This window comes from Streptomyces sp. Inha503, assembly GCF_047215865.1.
In the GTDB taxonomy this organism is placed as follows: domain Bacteria; phylum Actinomycetota; class Actinomycetes; order Streptomycetales; family Streptomycetaceae; genus Streptomyces; species Streptomyces lycopersici.
In genome coordinates, this window is the sequence record NZ_CP178360.1 from 2,911,601 (window position 1) to 2,927,959 (window position 16,359).

Genomic DNA, 16,359 nt, shown 5'->3' on the forward strand with positions numbered 1-16,359 from the left:
GCTCACAGAAGGCCAGATCACGGGTCGAGGCACCACACTGTCTCCGATCAGCCGCACCCCTGCTGGATGCCTACGTCGTCCGGTCTGACATGAGGGGAAGGTAGCCATCGAGGGTCACCGCCCGAAATGACACCGCTCCACCACGCGCCCATCCGGAGGCAATCAGGTTGCCGGCGGCACCGACGAGGTTTCCGCGGGTCACCGACGCCGACGTCCCCGGCTGACCCGCGGCGTCGACGGTCGGGTGGCGCCGAGGGACCGGGCGGGCTCCTCCACCCGATCATGCACATACAGGAATCTCGACCCAACGTGATAGCTATTGCCATATTACGGGCACGCCCTGGCGTGAATAGTGCCTTTAATTTGCATTGGTCGAGGTTATCCGCGGATTTTGCATTGGTCGAGGTTATCCGCGGATGCGGATGGGGATGCAGGTAGGGGTTCGAGGGGGTGACGGGGCATGGACACCCTCACCTGCGCGTCACCTTCGTGGAACCTCAACGACCGGTCAGGGGAGGCAAGGATGAACGTGCGTTTACGCCCGACGACCCAAGGCGATGTCCTTCACCAGGACCATGGCCCCCGGCGCCGTTCGATGTTACAGACCCGCCGTCTACGCGCGGGATCCAGACAGTCGGGCGACCGCTGAATCCAGAAAGACCGCGTCAGGAATCCAGCGGCATGAAACGGCCCATAGAGCACGAAATTCATCGTCATCCGACCCCAAATTCATAGCCTCATACAGCGCGGCACGTACATGCTCACGCGTGACCGCCGACGGTGTGCGCCTGCGCAGAGATGGCGGCTTGAGCGCCGCATGCTCCTCGACCAGGCAGGGAGTTCGTCCATTCCGGCAGCCCATCGAATACTTCCGGTCTACAGGCCTGTCCAGCATTGGACGAACTGTGTCGCGGATGAGGGAGACCACCATGCAGTTCAATATCCTGGGTCCTCTGGAAGTGGTTTCCCACGACAGAGTCGTGCCCCTCGGCGGAATCAAACAGCGCGCGATGCTGGGCATGCTGCTGCTGAAAGCCAACCGGATAGTTCCGTCGAGTAAACTGCTGGATTCCCTGTGGACCGGCGGTGTTCCGCCCACCGCGCGGAAGATGCTCCAGAATGCGGCGTCCGCTCTGCGAGGAATTCTTGCCTGCGATGACGGCAGTGCCGACCCGGCCGTACTCCTCACCCACACGCCCGGGTATCTGCTGCATGTCGAACCCAACGCCATCGACCTGAACCTGTTCATGTTCACCATAGAACGCGGCCGTGCGTACGCCGCCCAAGCCGACTGGGAATCCGCGCGCCGGGCGCTGCGGGGCGCACTCGACGTCTGGCGGGGCCCGGTCCTCGCCGACCTGACCGAAACCTGTAGCGCCTGGCCCGAGGCCACCGCTGTCCAGAAAACGCATCTCGTGGCCTTCGAGGAGCTTTTCGAGGCCGAACTGGCCTGCGGGCGGCACCGCGAGGTGCTGGCGGAACTCGAACTCGTCGCAGGACGAGAACTGTCCCACGAACGCCTGGTGGGACAGCTGATGCTGGCGATGTACCGCTGCGGGCGGCAGTTGGACGCGCTTGACGTCTATCACCGCGCCCGCGTGTCGCTGATCGAGACCCACGGGTTGGAGCCGAGCCATGAACTCCAGGAACTCCAACGCCTGATCCTCAATCAGGACATGTGTCTCGACTGGCACGGCGGTGTCATACCCGCGCTCGGCGACAGTGGCACCAAGGGAGTGCCCTGGCCGACCGCGGCCCCCCAGGACGGGCCCCACGAGCCCCGGCCACACCGGCCGGTCGGCGCGGACGACCCCGTCGCCCCCCTCACGGAGGGCAAGTTGACCACCATGATGGCAGTCGTCAGCGAGGTGGCCAGCGAGCCCGGCGAGGATGCTGCCGAGTCGACGTCCGCACTCGACAGCGTGGCCGCGCTGGTGGACCGCGAGGTCGGGCGGCACGGCGGAGTGGTGATCAGCAGGGTGGCGTCGATGAGTTGGATCGTCTTCGATGCCGTGGGCCACGCCCCCGATCACGCCGTCAACGCCGCGCTGGCGATCCGCGACGCGTTGCAGGAGGCCCGCTCCGTTCGCGCCGCCGCAGGCAGTGGGGCGCCGGAGCCCGTGGTCAAGTTCGCCGTCGTGTCCACCGACGCGATCCTCGGCTACCACCTCGATGACGGCACACTGCGGGGTCTCGACACGGCAGTTGTCGGCCGGTGCCTCCAACTGGCCAGCGTCGCCCCCGCGAGGCACGTGTGGGTCAGCGAGGAGACCAAGCGCGCCACCGAGTACCGGGTGCGCTACGAACGGGTCGGTGACGACGCGTGGGACGCCGTGGAACTGCTCCCGGAGCCGCACCGGCCCAACCAGGTGAAAATGGTCATCGGAGGCCCGGGGAAGATCCAGAAGTTACGCGGCCTGCTCGCGGTCATGGGCGGGCAGTACGCGTCGCTCGTCGAGAGGATCAGCCACCGAGGAGGCGACATTCCGGAGAACGCGGTGGTCGAGGTCACCGTCAGCGTGTTGCTTCCCGGGGACGACGTGCACGGCTGGCGGCTCCGTCGGAAGGCACGTGAACCCGGGCGAACGGCGGATCTGCCCTAGGGTCAATACCGGTAACTCAGGGGCAATCTGGTCGCTGTTGTGGTGTGCCGAGAACGGGCTGCGGCGTCGCGATGCGCGCCGCCCGAGCCTCAGTGCCGGTCCGCGGCTCGGGACCGGGGAGTTCAGCGGGTTCACATCGGGGCGGGACGGCCGTTGTCGTGGCCGGCGCCATGGGCAGCGTCGGCCGGCCGCGGTCCAGGGCCTGTGCTGTGCCTGTGCCTGTGCCTGTGCCTGCGACTTCTGTACCGGTCAGCCGGCTGCGTCCGTGGACCCCGGTCGCTTGCGGAAGCGGTTGATCTGGGCCTCGTGGCGGGTCCGGAACTCCGGCGCGTCCACACCCATGCCCTCCTTGTCCGCGAGGCAGAGCACGCCCACCTTGCCCAGGTGCCGGTTCCCGTGTACGACCTCGGCGGCCAGGCCCACCTGCTCCAGCGGGTACGTCTGAGAGAGCGACGGATGGATCCGGCCCCGCATGATCAGCCGGTTCGCCCGCCATGCCTCGTAGTAGTTGGCGAAGTGCGATCCGATGATGCGCTTGACGTGCATCCACAGATACCTGTTGTCGAACTCGTGGAGATAGCCGGTCGTCGACGCGCAGGTGACGATCGTGCCCCCGCGCCTGGCGACGTAGACGGAGGCGCCGAAGGTGTCGCGCCCCGGGTGCTCGAAGACGATGTCCGCGTCCTCGCCGCCCGTCAGTTCCCTGACCCGCTGGCCGAACCGTCGCCATTCGCGGGGATTCTGGCCGCCTTCTTCCCCGGACCAGAAGCGGTAGTCCTCCGCACTGCGGTCGGTGATCGCCTCCGCGCCCATCTCCCGGCAGATCTCGGCCTTCCGCGGGCTCGACACCACGCAGATCGGGAACGCCCCTCCTGCGAGCGCGTATTGGGTGGCGTACGAACCGAGACCGCTTGCCGCGCCCCAGATCAGCACGTTGTCCCCCTGCCGCATGTTCGCCCCGTTGCGGGAGACCAACTGCCGGTACGCGGTCGAGTTGACCAGACCGGACACGGCAGCCTCCTCCCACGTCAGGTGCGGGGGCTTGGGCATCAGCTGATTCGCCTTGACCAGGGCGAGTTCGGCAAGCCCGCCGAAATTGGTCTCGAATCCCCAGATCCGCTGCTGGGGGTCGAGCATCGAGTCGTCGTGCCCTGCGGGGTCCTCCAGTTCGACGCTGAGGCAGTGGGCCACCACCCGCTGCCCCGGGCGCCAGCGTCGGACCCCGGGCACGGTCCTCAGCACGATCCCGGAGAGGTCGGACCCCACGACGTGGTAGGGCTGATCGTGCCGGGTCGCGAGCCCCCCGGTGCGCGCGTACCGCTCCAGGAACGCGAAGGTGGGGACGGGCTCGAAGATCGCGCTCCAGACCGTGTTGTAATTCACGGAGCTGGCCATGGCCGCCACCAGGACTTCGCCAGGACCCGGCATCGGCGTGGGCACTTCCGCCAGATGAAGCGACTTGGCGGGGTTCCGGTTTGCCACCCGAACTCCGTCGAACATGTGTTGCTCGTCCTTGAGCAGCACCGCCGCCCGGTAGAATTCAGGCACCGACAGCGACTCTACGTCTTCGGGCGCAGCTTCCGGCGATTCAACGGCTTCCACGAACGCGCGGTCCACGTGCTCCCCCTGTCGAACCTGTTGAACGTCGGATGGTAGTCGTCGCTTCAGGTAGGCCGCTGGGCACGCCACTCCGCATATGCCGGACAGGGGTCCTCGATATGACCGGGGCCGAACCGGACTTGCGGTTTCGGAGCCTTCAAGGGCGGGCTGTGGGCAGACGGTTGTCGTCTGCCGTTTCCGCGAAGTGATCCTTGAGCAATGCGATCACACTGTCCGTCTGTTCCGAGATGTAGAAGTGCCCGCCGGAAAATGTATGGAAAGTACAGGCACTGGTGGTCTGCCGCTCCCACGCGCGGGCCTCGGAAACCGTTGTCTGCGGGTCGGCGTCGCCGGTCAGGACTGTGACAGGGCAGCCGATGGTGACTTCCGGAGCACATCTGTAGGTATCGGCTGCCTGATAGTCGGCACGCAGGGACGGCAGAGCCGCACGCATCATTTCCTGGTTGCCGAGGACATTCGCAGCGGTGCCGTTCAGATAGTGCACGACGGACAGGATGCCCTCGTCGTCCCGCAGATGGACACTCTCACCACGGTGCGTGGACGGGGCGCCCCGGCTGGATGCGAACAGATGCGCCACCGGACTGCCGCCGGCCTCGAGCCGACGAATGGTCTCGAAGCCGATGAGGGCGCCGAGGCTGTGTCCGAAGAACGTGACCGGAAGCGGTGGTTGCCGAAGGAGGGCTTCGTGGATCCGGTCCGCCAGCGCATCCACGTCCGTCAATGGCTGCTCCGCACGGCGGTCCTGCCGCCCGGGGTACTGGATGGCGACGACGTCGACGTCGGGGCTGAGAGCCGATACGAAGGGCAGATAGAACGTTGCCGAGCCACCCGCGTGCGGGAGGCACACCAGGCGGGCCGTGGCCGTGCGGGATGGGCGGTAGCGTCGGCACCATAGCTCATCGTCCACAGGCAGATCGGACATTCCGCTCCACTGGTAGTTCCGGCAGAACAACTCGCGCTGTGTCCGCGCCACGGGCACCGATCGCCAGGTTAGCCATGCCGAAGCCTTCGGGCAGTTCTGTTGTTCCACTGCGCGGGCACAGTCCGCCCACTGCCCGGGGTCGGTTCAAGGTCCTGCTGATCATGTGGCGTTGCTGGTCAGACCAGGCCGACCAGGTCGGGATGCGGCTGATCGTGGAGATGGCCAGGGCGTGACGCACGCCCAGCGGTGCGCTTGCCGGAAATCACATCCGCCCTGGTGAGGGCGGCTCTTCAGGTTTCCCGAAATCTTGGCCGCGGTAGCTCGAGTCGGCACTCCCGCGTAGTCGGTGGTCCGCGCGCCATGATGATCGATCGTGCTGCTGCGACTGGCTTACTTGGGCGTGACAAACGCGTTCGCGACGTTGCGCCTGCTGCCGATGACCGACCGGGCCAAAGACGCGGAGATCCTCGCGCCGCGCCACCAGATCACCGTGCTGGAACGCCAACTCGGCAAGGACGAGGTCCGGTTCTCGCCGAGCGATCGGGCGTTCCTGGCGGCGCTGCTTCACCGGCTGCCACTGCACGTCCTGCGACAGTTACGGCTGCTCGTACGCCCCCGACACGGTGCTGCGTTGGCACCGTAACCTCGTCGCACGCCGCCATGCCGCCTCCTGCCGACCCAAACGCGCGGGACGACCGCGCACCGTGCGCTCCATCCGCATCCTGGTGCTGCGCCTGGCGAAGGAGAACCCGAGCTGGGGGCACCGGCGCCTGCACGGCGAGCTGCTCGTGCTGGGAGTGAGGGTAGGTGCGTCCACCGTCTGGGAAATCCTGAAGGAGGCCGGCATCGACCCGGCGCCCGAGCGGAACTCCAGTACCTGGGCCGACTTTCTGCGCTCCCAGGCTGATGCCCTGCTGGCCTGCGACTTCCTGGAAACAGTCGCGCTGTCGGGGGTACGGATGTACGTGCTCGCGAACGGCAGACCGCCGCCGATCGACGATCCGGACACGTTAGCCCGCCTCGACATACGCCGGCACGATCGCCTCGGCGGCATCCTCCACGAATATCAACATGCAGCGTGAGCTGCACGGATGAGATTTCCGGCAAGGGCAGGTCCCTCCGGAGATGCGGTGGGCGACGGTGACGCCCTCGGGCCCGAGAACTCCCCGCGCCAGGGCGACCGACGAGGCCATGGCGCCGACGTCCAGCAGTGGCGATGTCTCCACCGCGCCCGTGGCCAGCACCACGGCGTCGAGTCCTTCGAGTTCAGCGCCCGGCTCCGCGGTCTGCCCCAGACGTACGTCGACACGCGCGGCGTACAGCCCCCGTTCGTAGAAGCCGAGCAGCGCGGCCCAACCGGTGCGATGGGGTGCCAGAGCCGCCGTGGACAGCTGTCCGCCCAGCCGGTCGGCGGCCTCGAAGAGGACGACATCCGTCACCCCGGCATGGGCAAGGCCAGGGCACACTCCAGGCCCGCGGGTCCCGCCCCCACGACGGCGACGCGCTGGCCGGTGGCGCGTGCCGGGACCCACGCGCGCACCAGCGGTGCGGCGGGCCGACGCGGTTCGCCGGGCGGTGCGAGATCCGGGTTGACCACGCACAGCAGTACCGGGTCGAACGTACGGCAGTCCTCGTTGCAGGCCACGCAGGGCCGGACCTCCGTCGCACGTCCGGTGAGCACCTTGCGCGGCAGGTCCGGCCCCACGGCGGCCACGTCGACGGAGTGGAGCCAGGATCATCCTGGCTCCACTCCAGGTGCGGGCACCGTAGGTCTTCAGCGATTCACCCTTTGGTTTGTGGCATGTCCCATCAGGTGCGGGTCCAGCGCTGGTTGCTGTCGTTCGAGCAGGTGTAGAGCTGGATCAGGGTGCCGTTGGCGGTGCCTCCTGCGACGGCGTCGAGGCAGAGGCCGGACTGGACACCGACGATGGATCCGTCGGAGTTGAGGCGCCATTTCTGGTTGTCACCGCCCCAGCAGCTGTAGATCTGGACTTTGGAGCCGTTGCCGGTACCGGCGGCGTCCAGGCACTTGTTGCCGTAGACCCTGAGCTCGCCGGCGTCGGTGTACGTCCACTGCTGGTTGGTGCCGTTGTGGCAGTCCCACAGGTGGAGCTGGGTGCCGTCAGTGGTGCTGGTGCCGGGCACGTCCAGGCAGCGGCCCGAATCCACGCCCTTGATCTGTCCGGAATCCGCAGGGGGCGTGGTGGAGCCGCCGTTGAGTGCGTTGAGGACGGCGGAGTAGGCGGGCTTCTTGCTGCCGTCACCATTGAACAGCAGCGGCGTCTGCTCCGATCGCCAGGAATCGGTGTCGCGCACACCCCAGACGGTGATGCCGAGGCAGCGCGGGACTGCCAGGCAGTCGTTGGTGACGTTGGCGTAGGTCGCGGCCGGGGCGCCCTGAATGTCGAGTTCGGTGATGGCCACGTCGACGCCGAGGGCGGCGAAGTTCTGCAGGGTGGTGCGGAAGTTGCTGTTGTAGGGGCTTCCGTTGTTGAAGTGCGACTGGAAGCCGACGCAGTCGATCGGCACGCCGCGCTGCTTGAAGTCCCGGACCATGGAGTACACGGCCTGGGTCTTGGCCCAGGTCCAGTTCTCGATGTTGTAGTCGTTGTAGCAGAGCTTGGCCGCCGGGTCGGCGGCGCGCGCGGTGCGGAAGGCGACCTCGATCCAGTCGTTGCCGGTGCGCTGCAGGTTGGAGTCGCGCCGGGCTCCCGAACTGCCGTCGGCAAAGGCCTCGTTCACCACGTCCCACTGGGCGATCTTGCCCTTGTAATGGGCCATCACGCCGTTGATGTGATTGATCATCGCCTGGCGCAGCGTGCTGCCGCTGAGGCTCTGCATCCAGCCGGGCTGCTGGGAGTGCCAGGCCAGGGTGTGGCCGCGCACCTGTTTGCCGTTCTGCACCGCCCAGTTGTAGACGCGGTCACCGGCGGTGAAGTTGAACTGGCCGCGCTGCGGTTCGGTGGCGTCGATCTTCATCTCGTTCTCGGGCGTTACCGAGTTGAACTCACGGCCCGCGATCGTCGTGTACGCCGAGTCGCCCAGCCTGCCCGAGGCGATGGCGGCGCCGAAGTAGCGGCCGCTCTGCGCCGCCGCAGCGCCGAGCGTGTTCTCGGCGGCGTGTGCGGTCGGCGCGACCAGTGCGGCGACGACGCCGACGACCAGCGCCAACAGCAGGCCGCGGATCTTCCGGCGGATAGCGGGTCTGGGAAGGGCATAGGAGCCCATGACTGTGCCTCCAAGGTAGGAATCACGGAAGGACTGAAGGCGCAGGGGGATGCGTCGTCCGCTCCCCCTCGGCAGACGGACGGGGGACCGGAACCCGGGCAGCACGGAATCACCGGACACCGCGGTCATGGGTACCTCTCCAACTGCGCGAAGAGCCTGGATGCGCTGGTACGAACCTCACCGGAACGTGACGGGGTGGCGCGGGTTTTGGTGCGCGGGTCTGTCCTGTAGCCATGCGGGGATCTGCCGTGCAGCACCGACATGGTTCGACATCTCGAACCATGACCGGTTCCTCAGGCAGGGATGATTGAGGCATTGACGATGGATCGTCAATACTCCCCGCAGGAGAAGTTTCCGTTCCCCGCCCGAAACTTTCCGGGATCCTGGTGAGCCGGACAGCGAACCCCCGGCGCCGCCGTCGACAGATTCCGTAGGGCCGGGCCGGGGCCGGGACGAGTGCGTGTGTGCGGACACCGCTTGCCAAGCCCAAAGGGGAGGCACTGTTTGTGGACAGATCGGCGCCAGGCCTTGACCAGAGGGCCCCACATTCCTAGCTTGTGGCGTCAGAGCATCCGGAATTTCTTCGAAATGTTTCGAGATTGCCCCTGCCCCCGGACACGTTCGCTCCGCGGTTCATCGGGGACACCTCACCTCCGCCCCCAAAGAGGCCCGCTGATGTGGTTTCACCGCCCGCCCCCAGTCCGCCCAAGACGCTTACTCGCCGCCCTTGCGCCCTTGCTGCTCGTGGCCACCTTCCTCGGTGCCCAGCCCGCAGGCGCGGCGACCGTAGACCCCAACGCCTCGTATGTGCTGGTCAACCTCGGCGGCGACAACCCCGGCCCGTGCGATCTTCCGTCGACATACCGCTGGACATCAACGGGCGTACTGGCGCAGCCCAAGCCGGGGTGGGTCTCACTCAAGGACTTCACTGTCGTCCCCTACAACGGCAGGCAACTCGTCTACGCGACGACGCACGACACGGGGACGAAATGGGGTTCGATGACCTTCGGCCTGTTCACCAACTGGTCGGAGATGGCCGCGGCCAGCCAGAACACGATGTCAGCTTCCACCGTCGCGCCCACGCTCCTCTACTTCGCACCGAAGAACATCTGGGTGCTCGCCTACCAATGGGGTGGGACCGCCTTCTCCTACCGGACGTCGAGCGACCCCACCAATCCGAATGGCTGGTCATCCCCGCAGGTGCTCTTCTCCGGAAGCATCCCCGGCCCCGGAACGGGACCCATCGACCAGACGCTCATCGCTGACGGGACGAACATGTACCTGTTCTTCGCCGGTGACAACGGCAAGATCTACCGGGCCAGTATGCCGATCGGGAGCTTCCCGGGCAGCTTCGGCACGAACTCGACAGTGATCATGAGCGATACGACGAACAACCTGTTCGAAGCCCCGCAGGTCTACAAGATCCAGGGCCAGAACCGCTACCTCATGATCGTCGAGGCGATCGGCTCGCAGGGCCGCTACTTCCGCTCGTTCACGGCCACCAGTTTGAACGGCTCATGGACACCCCAGGCCGCGACCGAGAGCAATCCCTTCGCCGGCAAGGCCAACAGTGGCGCCACCTGGACCAACGACATCAGCCATGGCGAACTGATCCGCACCAGCCCCGATCAGAGCATGACCGTCGATCCCTGCCATCTGCAGTTGCTCTACCAGGGGCGCAGCCCCAACTCCGGCGGCGACTACGGCCTCCTGCCCTACCGTCCGGGTCTGCTGACTCTGCGGCGCTGACGGCGTGACACGAGTCCGGCTCCGGTATGGAGCCGGCCGGTGCGGGCTCGGCGGAAGGCCGAGCCCGCCCGGGTCACGCGACAGCGTCAGCGCTCATGGGGTCGGGCTGCAACGCTCACCAGCCCGAGGGCCATCGCGTAACGCGGTGCCCCGGCTGACGCCGGGCTGGACGTGATCTCCGCTCTGCTACAGGTCTCCAGCGGCCTGATCGGCCCGCGTAGGCCAAGGGGGGTCCGACATCGACACGAGACAGTGGGGGTGAGCAGGGTCGGGGACTGGCGCGGTGGCTGATGCTCCGATTCCAGTCCCCGGCCTACTCAGGAGTGCTGTGTGCCCGGCATCGTGTCCCAGAACGCGCACTGGTGTTCCGTCGAGTACCGGTCGTCGTCGATCAGGGCACTCCTGCCCCCAGCCCGCAGCGACAGCATCAGGCCCTTGCCCCTGTGATAGCCAGGCCAGACCGTCTGCCGGGCGACGGCCGGCCGACCGGTCTTCGTGAAGGCGCCCCAGTACCGCGTCATCTCGCGGGCGAGCCGGCGCTCGTCGGCGTTGAACAGCGGGGCGATGGGTGTGCCGTTGTTGAAGCTGGGCCAGATGTAGGCGAGTTCCGCGGCGTGGCCGGCCCCCCAGACGTAGCCGGGGATCTGCGTCAGGCCAGGGCCGGTCCGGTGGTCGAACTCGTACGCATAGGTGGAGGTGTACCGCTCAAGGGTCCGGGCGAGCGAGCGGAGCCCGCACCCGCCGATCCCCGCGACACTCCCCGAGTCGGTCATGATCCCGCCGATGAGGTACGCCGCGGTGTACCGGTCGGACGTATCGGGCCAGGGGTAACGGGTGAGGACCTCGTCGGCACGGGCGCCGGCGAGGTCCTGGACGAAGGCGAGGTAGGCCTCCTTGCCCGCGCCTATGTAGCCCGCGGCGAAGGTGCGGCCCTCGTCACGGTTGGCACCGACGACCACGGGCACGCGGGTGAACCTCCCGCTGCCCACCGCCTCGCGTAGTCCGGTCGGGAACGTCGGAGTTCCGTCCACGAGGCCGGCCGAGAAGGTCCGGCTCGCGTCGAGGAGCGTACCCGCCGAAGTCGACCGCAGACAGCCGAGGACGGCCGCCTGAGCCGTGCCGTCGCAGCCCGCCTGCCGGGCGAACGCCGTCCCCGCGGCCTCCGCCCGGGCCTGCGGCCCGCTGCGACAGGAGCCGCTCTGGATCATGGCGCGGGCGAACAGCCCGCGCGAGCCGGGCGACACGAGATGACCGCAGACGGACCAGCCACCCGCGGACTCGCCGTCGATGGTGACCTCACCGGGGTTACCGCCGAAAGCGGCTATGTTGTGCTGCACCCAGCGCAGCGCGGCCTGCTGGTCCATGAACCCGTAGTTGCCGGACTCGCCGCCCTCCTCGGTGAGGGCGGGCAGGCCGAGGAAGCCGAAGGCGCCGAGTCGGTAGTTGAGCGAGACGCCGATGACACCTGTCTCCTTGACGAGCTTCGACTCGTCGTTCTGCGAGCCGCTGCCGTTGGTCAGGCCACCGCCGTGGATGAAGACGTGCACCGGAAGACGGGCTCCGGCCCGCACGCCCGACGGCCGCCACACGTTGACGTCGAGGCAGTCCTCGGTCTCGCTGCGTGGACCGTTGGCGCTGGGCAGGACGGGGCAGGGATTGCCGAAGTCGGCCGCCTCCCGGACGCCGGTCCACCGCGCCGCGGGCCGCGGCGGCTTCCAGCGCAGGGAGCCGGTGGGCGCCGCCGCGTAGGGGATGCCGAGGAACCTCTCGACGCCCTTCGAGGTGGCGCCGCGCACGGCGCCTTTGTCGGTGGCCACCGCGGTCTGCGCCGTCGCGGACGCCGTCGCGGGCAGCAGCCCGACGACGGCGAGGGACATGACCAACGCGCCGCCCAAGGCGGTACGGATTCTGCTGGCAGTCATGGATGGGGACCTCTCTGGCCGGGTGCCGGCCGCACGGTGCGGCCGGCACCCTCGGTGGTGGGGGAAGGAGCCGGGCCGGGGGCCGGCCCGGCATCAGACGCCGCTCGTCACCCGGCCGATGTCGCGAGCCGGGCGGTCAGCGGGTGACCTCGACGCCGCCGTGCAGGGGGAGCGTCCGCGACGAGGAGCCGGCCCACACCTCCCGGTGCCCGGTGCCGAGCTCCCAGGTGTGGGAGGAGGTGTTCCAGTACTTCAGCTGCTGTGCGTCGACCTGGATGCGTACGGTCGTCGACTGGCCGGCGCGCAGATGCACCTTCTGGTAGCCGCCGAGCGAGCGCACCGCCTGGGGCGCGGTGGTCTTCGGGCTCGCACCGACGTAGACCTGGGCGACCTCGTCACCGTCGCGGGTGCCGGTGTTCTTCAGCGTGAACGAGACGGTCAACTTGCCGTGACTCTGCCGAACTGCGAGGTCGCGGTAGGCGAAGGAGGTGTACGACAGGCCGTAGCCGAAGGGGAAAAGCGGGGCGGCCTTCTCCTTGTCGTACCAGCGGTAGCCCACGTAGATGCCCTCGGAGTAGTTCTCCTGGTTGTCCACTCCCGGGTACCTGAGCGGGTCGCCGGCGACCGGTGTGGCGGACTCGCTCGCGGGGAACGTCTGGGTGGTCTTGCCCGACGGGTTCACGTCGCCGTAGAGCAGGCGGGCGGTGGCCTCGGCCCCGTTTTCCCCGGGGTAGTACGTGTCGAGCACCGCCTTGACCTTGGACAGCCACGGCATGGTGATCGACGATCCCGTGTTGAGGACGACGATCGTGTTCGGGTTGGCGTCGGCGACGGCGGAGATGAGCCCGTTCTGGTCGGCCGGCAGGGAGAGGTTCTTCCGGTCGGCGCCCTCGGTACCGTCGTCGTGGGCGAAGACGATGGGGGTCTTCACCTGGCGGGCCAGGGCCACGGCCTGCTCCCGGGCGGCCTGCGCGGCCTGCGGGGTGACCCAGTTCAGCCGGATCTTGGCCGGTGCGCCCTGGATGGCTTGGGCGTTGGCCGCGAAACGGTGCGTTCCCGCCGTGAGGTGCACCGTGGCACTGCTGGAGCCCAGGAAGCCGGTGATGACGCTCTTGCCGTCGATCTTCAGCGCGCCGTACGCGGCGGGAAGGTCGTAGACGAAGGAGTAGTCGCCGTCGGCCGGCACCGTGAGGGTGCCGCCGTAGTCGAAGGCGGCGGCCGGGGTGACGGTGATCGTGCCGTCCGAGCCGACCGGCAGGGCGGGGCTGAGGGCCGTCGCGGGAATGGGGGCGCCGGTGTTGTCGACGCCGGCCGCGTAGCGCACCGTGGCCTTCCGGCCGGCCCGCTGCGTGATGGTGGCCAGCGGCGAGGCCGCGGAGTCCGGTACGACATTGGAGCTGCCGCCGCCGGTGACCTTCGGTGTCTTCGCGGTCGGGCCGATGAGTCCGATGTTGGTGTCCTCGCCGGTCAGCGGAAGCGCCTTGCCGGTGTTCTTCAGCAGGACCGAGCCGGACTCGGCCACCTTCTGCGCGACCTTGGCGCCGCCCTTCGGGTCGCGTGCGGGCCTCCGGCCGGCGGCGCCGTCGAGGAGACCGAATGTGTTCATCTGGCTCAGGATGCGGGCGACCGAGTCGTTGAGCTTCGAGACCGGAATGGTGCCGTTCGTTATCGCGGTCTTCAGTTTGTCGCCCAGAAAGACGCCGCTCGGCATCTCCTGGTCGAGGCCGTTCACGATGTCGGTCGTCGCGTGGGCCGCGCCCCAGTCCGACATGACCCAGCCCTGGAAGCCCCACTGCTCTTTGAGGATCGAGTTGAGCAGTTCGTCGCTGCCGCAGCCGTGGCTGCCGTTCACCGAGTTGTACGAGCACATCACCGCACCGGCGCCGGCCTTGACGGCGGCCTCGAAGGCGGGCAGCTCGATCTGACGCAGGGTCTGCTCGTCGACGTTGACGTTCACCCCCATGCGGTTGTCTTCCTGGTTGTTCTCCGCGTAGTGCTTGACGGTGGCGATCAGGCCCTGGCTCTGAACGCCCCCGATCTCGCCGGACACCATGCGGGAGCTGAGCAGCGGGTCCTCGCTGAAGGTCTCGAAGTTCCGCCCCGCGTACGGCACCCGGATGATGTTCGTCATCGGTGAGAGCAGGACGTCCTGGCCGAGCGCACGGCCGTCGCGTCCGATGACCTGGCCGAACGTACGAGCCAGTCGGTCGTCGAAGGACGAGGCGAGCGCGACCGGCGCCGGCATCGCGGTGGCGTGCGCGTTGACCCGGACGCCCGCCGGACCGTCGGTGAGCCGCAGTTCGGGGATGCCGAGGCGGGGAACCCCGGGGATGTATCCGGCCTGGCCGAGGGCACGGGGATCGGTGCCTCCATGAACGAAGGACAATTTCTCGTCCAGCGACATCCGGGCGATGAGGGCAGCGACGCGGGGAGACACGGTGACGGTGCCCCGAGCGTCACCCGCCCCCACGCCCGAGGCGCCAGGGGCCACGGCCGTGCCCGCGGCAAGGAGCATCGCGCTCGCTCCCGCGATCAGGGCCGTGCGGCGCAACCGGCCTCTCCTGCGACGTCGTACCGATGTCCGATTGAACTCCATGCGGACTCCTCACCAACGAAAAGATTCGACGATTTGAGTCTGAACAATTCATGTCTCTGATGGACGGAATTGAGATGGCGAATCGGCCTGACGGCAGACGACAGCAAGCAATATATGTGATTCCTGTGACCGGCAATTGATTGACCGATCTCCGCACGATTGCCGGGGGCTGAGACTGCGCCGACGCTGCCGGAGTTGCCGGGCCGTGAGGTCGGACTGGGGTGTGTCCGCCACGGTGGTGGACCGGGTGACCGCCGCGTGCGGCCGGCTACCGGGACTGTTCGAAGAGCCAGTCGATGACCACGTCGTTCTCGTACGTCTGGGCCCATGCGAAGTGTGGGCTCACCGGTGTCGTTCCGGGCGTATAGCTCGTGAACAGGACGTGACTGCGCGCGGCCCGGGCCTGCCGTAGGAGTTCCCGCGACCGGGCCTCGAAGTGCGCCTTTGGCAGATCGTTGGCCCACTCTCCGCGGCTGACCGGTGCACCGGCCGCCTCGAGCGCGTTCATCAGTGTCCAGGTACCGGGGTTGCCGAACCGGCCCTCCCGGTAGGGGACGACCGGGTCGTCGACGGAGTGGTCGGCCCACATCGGAATGTGCGTGATCCTCTCCATGGTGGCCGGGTCGCCCCAGCCGGCCGTGGGCAGGGCAGCCGCGAACGCCTCGGGTCGCTTCGCCAGCAGGCTGTAGATGCCACGCCCGCCTGAGGACAGGCCGACGACGTAGAGCCGGTCTGTGTCCACGTTGCGGGAGCGCTCGCTCACGAAGGTGTCAATGAGTTCGATCAGCGCGGCCTGGACCTTGGCGTCGGTCCAGTCCGTGCCGTCGGGTCCGTCCATGGGACGGGGCAGGGGGATCTGCGGAGAGAGGACGAACGCGGGGTTGCGGCGCTGTCGTTCCGGCTTGGCGAACGTGACCGCGATCCGGTTGGAAGTGAGCTGGGTCATATTGTTGTCCGCGACTTCGCCACCGCCGTGCAGGGTGACGACGAGCGGGTACCGCGTGCGCGTCTGAGGATTGCGTACGAATCCCTCGGGCTGGTACAGCCGGAAGTCCAGTTCGAAACCCGCGGAATCGGTGAAGGAACCGGCGGCGAAATCGTCGACCACGGGAGTGATGATCTCGTTGTTCCGGCTCGCGAACGGACCAGCCGTGAGCACCAGTTCACCTCCCGGGGTGCGCACGTCCGCGACCTGTCTGACGGAGTACGCGCGGTCGAGCGGAAGGGGATCGGTGCCGGCTGCCCGCGCGTTGGAGTCGTTCGGGTCGAGTTCGACGATCAGGCGGTCCCCCGGCCGTCCGGGATCGGATCGGTCGTCCACTTCGGCGACGGTGTTGGGGTAGACCCGGGTCACCGTGCGAGCCGCTGTCTTCCCGCCCACAGTGGCCTTCACCTGGAAGGCGGTGGGCGGGATCACCCCGCCGCGTAAGTCGATGCGATGCGAGTACTGGATGGCAACGGCTGTCACCAGCCAATTGGTCCTCGGCATCACCCGCGTGACGAGGTCCGTTCGCAGGACCGGATTGGGTCCGGACGCCTGTCGCCCTTCGGATGCCGCTGTCGTGGTGTCGGCGGCCGCAGCGGTCGCCGTGCTCACGGCCGGCGCCGTGACCGCACCTGCCGTGACGGTGAGCACCGTGCGTCTGGTGATCCCTCTCATGGGTCCTCGTCTCAGTCGGTGGGACACCCGGACCAGGTGCCTCTGTGTGGTTCCGGCGC

The 16,359-nt window shown here is 67.8% G+C and carries 12 protein-coding genes; 4 read left to right on the forward strand and 8 right to left on the reverse strand.

From position 1 onward, the window contains the following. The first annotated feature begins 929 nt into the window (after positions 1-929). Positions 930-2,603, forward strand: a complete 1,674-nt coding sequence (locus ACJX2R_RS11520) for a BTAD domain-containing putative transcriptional regulator (protein ID WP_413100009.1) — start codon at positions 930-932, stop codon at positions 2,601-2,603. Between the two features lie 249 nt (positions 2,604-2,852). On the opposite strand, the gene ccrA is transcribed toward ACJX2R_RS11520, so the two are convergent. Beyond that, positions 2,853-4,205, reverse strand: a complete 1,353-nt coding sequence (gene ccrA, locus ACJX2R_RS11525) for a crotonyl-CoA carboxylase/reductase (protein WP_413105827.1) — start codon at positions 4,203-4,205, stop codon at positions 2,853-2,855. Positions 4,206-4,359: 154 nt separating this feature from the next. Continuing rightward, a complete protein-coding gene (locus ACJX2R_RS11530; protein WP_413100010.1) occupies positions 4,360-5,145 on the reverse strand; it encodes a thioesterase II family protein in 786 nt (261 codons plus the stop codon). A gap of 373 nt (positions 5,146-5,518) precedes the next feature. Between ACJX2R_RS11530 and ACJX2R_RS11535 the strand changes: the two genes are divergently transcribed. Together ACJX2R_RS11535 and ACJX2R_RS11540 are read left to right on the forward strand one after the other, a co-directional pair. Beyond that, positions 5,519-5,788, forward strand: a complete 270-nt coding sequence (locus ACJX2R_RS11535) for a hypothetical protein (protein WP_413100011.1) — start codon at positions 5,519-5,521, stop codon at positions 5,786-5,788. 61 nt (positions 5,789-5,849) lie between these two features. Next, positions 5,850-6,227 carry a hypothetical protein gene (locus ACJX2R_RS11540; RefSeq protein WP_413100012.1) on the forward strand — a complete coding sequence of 126 codons (378 nt, stop codon included), beginning with the start codon at positions 5,850-5,852 and terminating at the stop codon, positions 6,225-6,227. Here ACJX2R_RS11540 and ACJX2R_RS11545 read toward each other — a convergent pair. The 3 genes from ACJX2R_RS11545 to ACJX2R_RS11555 form a co-directional block, all read right to left on the reverse strand. Continuing rightward, on the reverse strand, positions 6,156-6,584 hold the full coding sequence (locus ACJX2R_RS11545; protein ID WP_413100013.1) for a hypothetical protein: 429 nt from the start codon (positions 6,582-6,584) through the stop codon (positions 6,156-6,158). The two genes, ACJX2R_RS11540 and ACJX2R_RS11545, sit on opposite strands and share 72 nt — an antisense overlap. Next, positions 6,581-6,859, reverse strand: coding sequence for a hypothetical protein (locus tag ACJX2R_RS11550; RefSeq protein ID WP_413100014.1), 279 nt, complete (start codon positions 6,857-6,859; stop codon positions 6,581-6,583). Before ACJX2R_RS11550 ends, ACJX2R_RS11545 begins: the two co-directional genes overlap by 4 nt. Positions 6,860-6,954: 95 nt before the next feature. After that, positions 6,955-8,373, reverse strand: coding sequence for an endo-1,4-beta-xylanase (locus ACJX2R_RS11555; RefSeq protein WP_413100015.1), 1,419 nt, complete (start codon positions 8,371-8,373; stop codon positions 6,955-6,957). A gap of 675 nt (positions 8,374-9,048) precedes the next feature. Here ACJX2R_RS11555 and ACJX2R_RS11560 point away from each other — a divergent pair. Beyond that, entirely contained in the window at positions 9,049-10,122 is a 1,074-nt protein-coding gene (locus ACJX2R_RS11560) for a non-reducing end alpha-L-arabinofuranosidase family hydrolase (protein ID WP_413100016.1), read from the forward strand. Between the two features lie 317 nt (positions 10,123-10,439). Here the strand turns inward: ACJX2R_RS11560 and ACJX2R_RS11565 are convergent, their stop codons facing one another. The 3 genes from ACJX2R_RS11565 to ACJX2R_RS11575 form a co-directional block, all read right to left on the reverse strand. Continuing rightward, complete coding sequence (locus ACJX2R_RS11565) at positions 10,440-12,044, reverse strand: carboxylesterase/lipase family protein (protein ID WP_413100017.1); 1,605 nt, start codon at positions 12,042-12,044, stop codon at positions 10,440-10,442. 136 nt (positions 12,045-12,180) lie between these two features. After that, entirely contained in the window at positions 12,181-14,595 is a 2,415-nt protein-coding gene (locus ACJX2R_RS11570) for a glycoside hydrolase family 3 C-terminal domain-containing protein (protein WP_413100018.1), read from the reverse strand. 313 nt (positions 14,596-14,908) lie between these two features. Beyond that, positions 14,909-16,300, reverse strand: coding sequence for a prolyl oligopeptidase family serine peptidase (locus ACJX2R_RS11575; protein WP_413100019.1), 1,392 nt, complete (start codon positions 16,298-16,300; stop codon positions 14,909-14,911). Positions 16,301-16,359: the final 59 nt, after the last annotated feature.